Source organism: Streptomyces sp. P5F9 (assembly GCF_057961495.1).
Map to the genome: position 1 here is coordinate 1 of NZ_JBXVPZ010000521.1, position 6,294 is coordinate 6,294.

A 6,294-nucleotide genomic window follows, 5' to 3' on the forward strand; every position below is an offset into this window, starting at 1 on the left:
GGGCGGGGTTCGTGCGGGTCCTTGAGGAGGGCGCGGAGTTCGCGGACCTCCTGTTCGAGGGCCCGGTGGCGCTGGTGGGCGTCGTAGAGGTAGCGGACCTTGGTGCGCAGGGCCCAGGGGTCGACGGGTTTCATGACGAGGTCGGCGACGCCGAGGGTGAAGGCGGCGGAGGTCATCTCGGGGTCGGGGCCGAAGCCGGTGAGGAGGAGGACGGGGATGTGCTGGGTCTGTTCGAGGCGGCGCATGTAGCGGACGACGTCCAGGCCGCCGACGCCGGGCATGCGCACGTCGAGCAGGAGGAGACCGACATTGCCGCGGAGCACCTGCTTGAGCGCCTCGTCGCCGCTGGTGGCGCGGGCGAGCCGGTAGCCCAGCGGGGCGAGGGCGCTCTCCAGCGCGTACAGCGTGTCCTCATGGTCGTCGACGATGAGGATCTCGGCATCCGACGGCATGGCCCGACGTCCCTCCCGCGTGGGACAACCAGCTTATGACGCAGGTGTTGACGGGGTGTGCCCGTCGACTGACATGGAGTGCGCAAGGAGCGCACAGCGCAGCATGGCCCCGGACTCGCCCCGCTGTCACGCCCCTTACCGGACGTGCGAGGTCAGTTCGCCATGGGTGAACCGCCGTTCACGGCGTCCTCCGCGATGCGTTCGTGGTGGCGGATGACCTCGCCGATGATGAAATTCAGGAACTTCTCAGCGAACGCCGGGTCCAGCTTGGCGCTTTCGGCCAGCGCTCGGAGTCGTTCGATCTGACGGGCCTCGCGGGCCGGGTCGGCGGGCGGCAGCCGGTGGGTGGCCTTGAGGACGCCGACCTGCTGGGTGGCCTTGAAGCGTTCGGCGAGCATGTGGACGACGGCGGCGTCGATGTTGTCGATGCTGTCGCGCAGCCGGGCGAGTTCCTCGCGCACGGCGGGGTCGACGTCACCGGTTCCGTTGATGCTGGTGGTCATGGGCGACAACCCTACGTGGCGTGCGGTCACTCGATGAGCGGGCCCGTGTGGTGTGCGCCCACACCGTCGTCGGACCTATGTGGCGTGCGGCCACTCGATGACCGGTGGATCGGCCGGATCGGGGACCTGGTCGCTCCAGCCGCCGGGGACGGTTCGGCCCTGCTGGGCGCGGAAGCGGACGGGGGGCATGCCGACGCGGCGGGTGAACAGGCGGCTGAAATAGGCGGGATCGTCGTAGCCGACGCGGCGGGCGACGGCGGCGACGGGGAGTTCGGTGGCGGCCAGGAGTTCCTTGGCGCGGCCCAGGCGGATGCCGAGGAGGTAGTCCTTGGGGCTGCATCCGGCGCCCTGGCGGACGGCGGTGCGCAGGGCGGCGGGGCTCATGCCGTGCCGGGCCGCGTGGTCGGCGACGGTGAGCGGCAGGCAGGCGTCGCGGGCGAGGGCCTGGAGGACGGGGTCGCCGTCGGGGGCGAGGTCGGCGCGGGCGCGGCGCAGGGCGACCAGGAGTTCGTGGACGGCGGCGCCGGTCTCCACCTCCAGGAGGGGGTTGCCGCGGCGTGCGGCGCGGGCCATGCGCCCGATGACCGCGCGGGGGCCCGTCGCGTCCGAGAGGGGCACCACGGGCCGTTCCGGCTCGATGTAGCCGAGTTCGGTGTACGTCGTCGTCGCGGGTCCGGTGAAGTCGACGAACCCCTCGTCCCAGCCGCCGCCGGGGTCGGGCGCGTAGTGGTGCGGCACGCCGGGGGTGAGCCACAGCAGCGCGGGCGCGGTGACGGTCGTACGGCGGCCGTCGGGGCTCAGGTACCAGCCGCCGCCCGCGCTGATCACGACGGCGACGTGGTGGTCGAGGGTGCGGGGGCCGACGGTGGGCAGGGCGCCGTACTGGAGGCCTACGCCGAGGCAGGCGAGGCCGAGGCGGTGGTGGGCGGGTGTGGGCGTGAAGAAACGCATCCAGGTGTGGTACATCGGCGCCCCCTCACACGGTGTTCGGTCCAAGTAGCGGTGATCTTTGTCCATGGACGTGATCGCCGCCAAGGGGCGAGAGTCGTCGGCATGAGTGAGTTCATTGTGGGCGACAGGGACTTTCTGCTGGACGGGCGGCCGGTGCGGCTGCTGTCCGGGGCACTGCACTACTTCCGGGTGCACGAGGCGAGCTGGGGGCACCGGCTGGCGATGCTGCGGGCGATGGGCCTCAACTGCGTGGAGACGTACGTCCCGTGGAACCTGCACGAGCCGGCACCGGGCGACTTCCGGGACGTCCAGGCGCTGGGCCGGTTCCTGGACGCGGCGCGGGAGGCGGGTCTGTGGGCGATCGTGCGCCCGGGGCCGTACATCTGCGCGGAGTGGGAGAACGGCGGGCTGCCGCACTGGCTGACGGGAGAACTGGGGGCACGCGCGCGTACGCGTGACGCACGCTTCCTGGGCCACCTGGAGCGCTGGTTCCGTCACCTGCTGCACGAGATCGTCCCCCGCCAGCTCGACCGCGGCGGCCCGGTGATCATGGTGCAGATCGAGAACGAGTACGGCAGTTACGGCTCCGACGCGGTGTATCTGCGGCGCGTGGAGGAGTTGTTGCGCGACCAGGGTGTCACCGTCCCGCTGTTCACCTCGGACGGTCCCGAGGACTTCATGCTGAACGGCGGCTCGGTCCCCGGTGTCCTGGCGACGGTGAATTTCGGGTCCCACGCGCGCGAGGCCTTCGAGACGCTACGAAGGCACCAGCCCGAAGGGCCGCTGATGTGCATGGAGTTCTGGTGCGGCTGGTTCGACCACTGGGGCGGCGAGCACGTCGTGCGCGATGCCGAGGACGCGGCGGCGGCGCTGCGGGAGATCCTGGAGTGCGGCGCGTCGGTCAACCTCTACATGGCGCACGGCGGCACCAACTTCGCCGGCTGGGCGGGCGCCAACCGGGGCGGCGGAGCGCTGCACGAGGGCCCGTTGGAGCCCGATGTGACGTCGTACGACTACGACGCCCCGATCGACGAGTACGGGCGCCCCACGGACAAGTTCTGGCGCTTCCGCGAGGTGCTCGCCGCGTACGCGGACGGCCCGCTGCCCGAACTCCCGCCCGCACCGGCGGTGTTGGGCACCCCGGCCCAGGTGCACCTGACCGGGTGGGCGCCCCTGGCCGACGTACTGGAGGCACGCGGCGGGCCGGAGACGGAGGGGCCCGTGCCGCCGACCTTCGAGGAACTCGACGTGGACCGCGGAATCGTCCGCTACGAAGTGACCGTTCCGGGACCGCGCGCGCCCAGTCCGCTCACCGCGCGCGGGCTGCGGGACCTCGCGGTGGTGTACGTCGACGGGGAGCGGGCCGGGGTCCTCATGGAGGGCGACGAGCAGCTCAAGGAGCCCGTCGCCGGGCACGCGTGTGTGCAGCTGTGGGTGGAGTCCCTGGGGAGGGTCAATTACGGGCCGCGGCTCGGGGAGGCGAAGGGGATCACCGGGGGGCTGCTGCACGAGCGGCAGTATCTACACGACGTACGCGCGCGTGGGCTGCGTCTCGACGCGCTGGACTCTCTGGACGACGTCGAGGGGGTTCCGCTGCGGGACCTGCCCCCGGACGGCTCCCCCGGGCTGTACCGCGGCACCGTCGAGGTGCGCGGCGCCGGGGACGCGCTGCTCGAACTGCCGGGCTGGACACGAGGGTTCGTGTGGGTCAACGGGTTCAATCTGGGGCGGTACTGGTCGGCCGGTCCGCAACGGGAGTTGTACGTCCCCGGTGCCGTCGTGCGGGAGGGCGTGAACGAGGTGTGGGTGCTGGAGCTTCAAGAGGCGCCGGTCCCTTCGGAGTTCGCCCTCACGCTGCGAAGCCTCTGAAGGGTCGGCAGAAGGCCGAGGGATCATGAAAGGTCTGAAGGGTCTGAAGGGTCTGTAGAGGGCCGAGGGATCACCGGGCGATGGGGGCGGACCCGATCTCGACGACCCGCGCCCAGTCGGGCGGTGTGTCCGGCACGTAGTCGGGGTCGTCCTCGGCGTACTCCCCGGTCTCGTACCGGCGCGGGAAGAGCCCCACCACCGTCCGGCAGGGCGGCCGGGTGTCCGGCCAGTCGGTCTGGCCGTCGGTGAGGACCACGACCGCGTCGGGCCAGGGCTGGGTGCGCAGCGCCTTGGCGAAGCCGGTGCGCAGGTCCGTGCCGCCGCCGCCCAGCAGCTCGATGCCCTCGGCGCGGCACAGCGGTTGCGCGACCCGGGCCGCGGCGTCGCAGGGCACCACGGTGACCAGGTCGCGGCGGCCGCCCACGGCCCGTGCGATCGCGGCGACTTCGAGGAGCGCGCTGCCCAGCTCGGCGTCGCTGACCGACCCGGAGGTGTCGATCACCACGCACACCCGGGGCGGCCGGCGGCGCAGGCTCGGCAGCACGATGCCGGGCAGCGACACCGAGCGGCGCGAGGGCCTGCCGTAGGTGTAGTCCTCGCCGGCGCCGGGCGCGGAGACGGCCGAGCGGATCGCCGCGCCGAGCAACTGCCGCCAGGGCTGCGGCGGATGGAACGCCTCCTCCGCCCATCGCCGCCACCCGCTGGGGGCGCTGCCGGGGCGGCCGGTGATGCCCTGCGCCACGCGGAAGCGGACGGCGTCGCGCTGCTGCTCGCTGAGTCCGTGCGCGCCGTCCGCGCCCAGGTCCCACTCCCGGTCGAGCCCGTCGGCGCCGCTGCCGCAGTCCAGCCAGGCCAGGTCCTGGGTGCGCGGCCCGAGTCGGAACCAGCGCAGGTAGTCCTCCATGAGGTTTCCCACGGGAAGTCCCAACAGCCCCGGCTGGACGGCGCCCTCGGGGGTGACCAGGCCGTCGCCGAACACGTCGTCGTTGATCTCGAAGTCGGCGGCGATGTTCATCCGCAGCCGCTCCCCCGGGCCGGTCAGTCCGCGCTCGCGGGCGACACGGTCGCTGCGGCCGTGATGGTCGCGGAGGAGGTGCGAGACCTCGTGGACCCAGACGCCGGCCAGGTCCTCGACGGACATCCGGTCCACGAAACCCGGCGAGACGTAGCAGCGCCAGTGCCGGTCGACGGCCATCGTCGGCACGTGCCGCGACTCGACCGTGTGGAGCGCGAAGAGAGCCGTGGCGAGGTAGGGGCGGACGCGGGCCGCGTAGAGGCGGGCGGCGAAGAGCTTGTCGACGTCGAGAGCGCCCGCCCCCTTGGCTACGGATGTGTTCATCGGCCGCCCTTCGCGGCCGTGGCGGCGCGGTCCGCCCGCTGCGACAGCGAGACCACTCCGGCGAGCTGCTCGATGGCCGCGGGCACGTCCCAGTCCTCGCGGCGCAGCGAGGCGAGGGTGGTCGCGGGGACGACGACCAGATCCGGGGCGCCGGTCTCCAACGCCCGGACCAGCAGCGCCCACGCCGCGTCCCAGCGGGCCCGGTCGGGACGGTTGCGGACCGCGGCCACCACACCGTCGAGCACGGCCTGCCGCAGATCCCCGCGCGCGGGCAGCTCACCGGCCGTCGGATCGGCGAGGAAGATCTCGGGGTCGGGAAGGTCCATCCGGTCCACACTCGCGAGCAGCTCCAGACCGGGACCGTCCCCCACTGTGCCCCTGACCAGCAGGGACAGCACCTCCCGCGAGGAACCGGCCGCCGTGGCGAACGCGATCAGGCTCATCGCCATCTCCCAGCTCCGGGGCGAGGGCCAGGCGCCGCCGCGTCGCGTCTCGTTACCGGGGAGTTGGTGGACGAGTTTGGGCCGCCCGGTGAGCAGCCCGCACACCGCGCGGCGCGCGAAGTCCACGGCCTCGGGGAGCTTCTCCGGGTCGAGCGTCGGCAGGGTCGCCCGCGGCCAGGTTCCGCCGAGTCCGCGTACGACGACCTCGTGGTCGTGCGTCCACTGAAGGTGCACGAAGCGGTTCGCCAGGGGCGGGCTCAGCTCCCAGCCGTCCGCCGCGGAGGACCGGGGGTTGGCGGCGGCCACGATCCGCACCCCGGGCGGCAGCCGCAGCGCGCCGATCCGCCGCTCCAGCACCAGCCGCAGCAGCGCGGCCTGCACGGCCGGCGGCGCGGTGGACAACTCGTCCAGGAACAACAGCCCCCGGCCCGCCCGCACGAGTCGTACGGCCCAGTCCGGCGGGGCCATCGGGACGCCCTGCTCGGCCGGATCGTCGCCCACGACGGGCAGCCCGGAGAAGTCGGACGGCTCGTGCACGCTGGCGATCACCGTGGTCAGCGGCAGGTCCAGGGCGGCGGCGAGCTGCGTCAGGGCGGCCGTCTTGCCGATACCGGGCTCGCCCCACAGCAGCACGGGGAGGTCGGCGGCGACGGCCAGGGTCAGGGCCTCCAGCTGGGTGTCGGGGCGGGGTTCGGTGGTGGTGTCGCGCAGGAGGGTCAACAGGTCCTCGGCGACGT

The 6,294-nt window shown here is 73.0% G+C and carries 6 protein-coding genes; 1 reads left to right on the plus strand and 5 read right to left on the minus strand.

Features of this window, described 5'->3' with window-relative positions; genetic code table 11:
* The 3 genes from AC31A1_RS44350 to AC31A1_RS44360 all read right to left on the minus strand — a co-directional run.
* A partial coding sequence (locus AC31A1_RS44350; RefSeq protein ID WP_489658746.1) for a response regulator occupies positions 1-452 on the minus strand: 452 nt, incomplete at its 3' end.
* A 152-nt stretch (positions 453-604) separates the two neighbouring features.
* Complete coding sequence (locus tag AC31A1_RS44355) at positions 605-955, minus strand: chorismate mutase (RefSeq protein ID WP_489658747.1); 351 nt, start codon at positions 953-955, stop codon at positions 605-607.
* Between the two features lie 75 nt (positions 956-1,030).
* Positions 1,031-1,921, minus strand: a complete 891-nt coding sequence (locus AC31A1_RS44360) for a helix-turn-helix domain-containing protein (RefSeq protein WP_489658748.1) — start codon at positions 1,919-1,921, stop codon at positions 1,031-1,033.
* Between the two features lie 87 nt (positions 1,922-2,008).
* On the opposite strand from AC31A1_RS44360, the gene AC31A1_RS44365 reads away from it, so the two are divergent.
* Entirely contained in the window at positions 2,009-3,775 is a 1,767-nt protein-coding gene (locus tag AC31A1_RS44365; protein ID WP_489658749.1) for a glycoside hydrolase family 35 protein, read from the plus strand.
* Between the two features lie 70 nt (positions 3,776-3,845).
* Here AC31A1_RS44365 and AC31A1_RS44370 read toward each other — a convergent pair whose 3' ends face one another.
* Together AC31A1_RS44370 and AC31A1_RS44375 are read right to left on the minus strand one after the other, a co-directional pair.
* A complete protein-coding gene (locus tag AC31A1_RS44370; protein WP_489658750.1) occupies positions 3,846-5,114 on the minus strand; it encodes a vWA domain-containing protein in 1,269 nt (422 codons plus the stop codon).
* Positions 5,111-6,294 (minus strand): AAA family ATPase (locus tag AC31A1_RS44375; protein WP_489658751.1); only part of this gene is annotated, 1,184 nt, incomplete at its 5' end. The genes AC31A1_RS44370 and AC31A1_RS44375, both read right to left, overlap by 4 nt.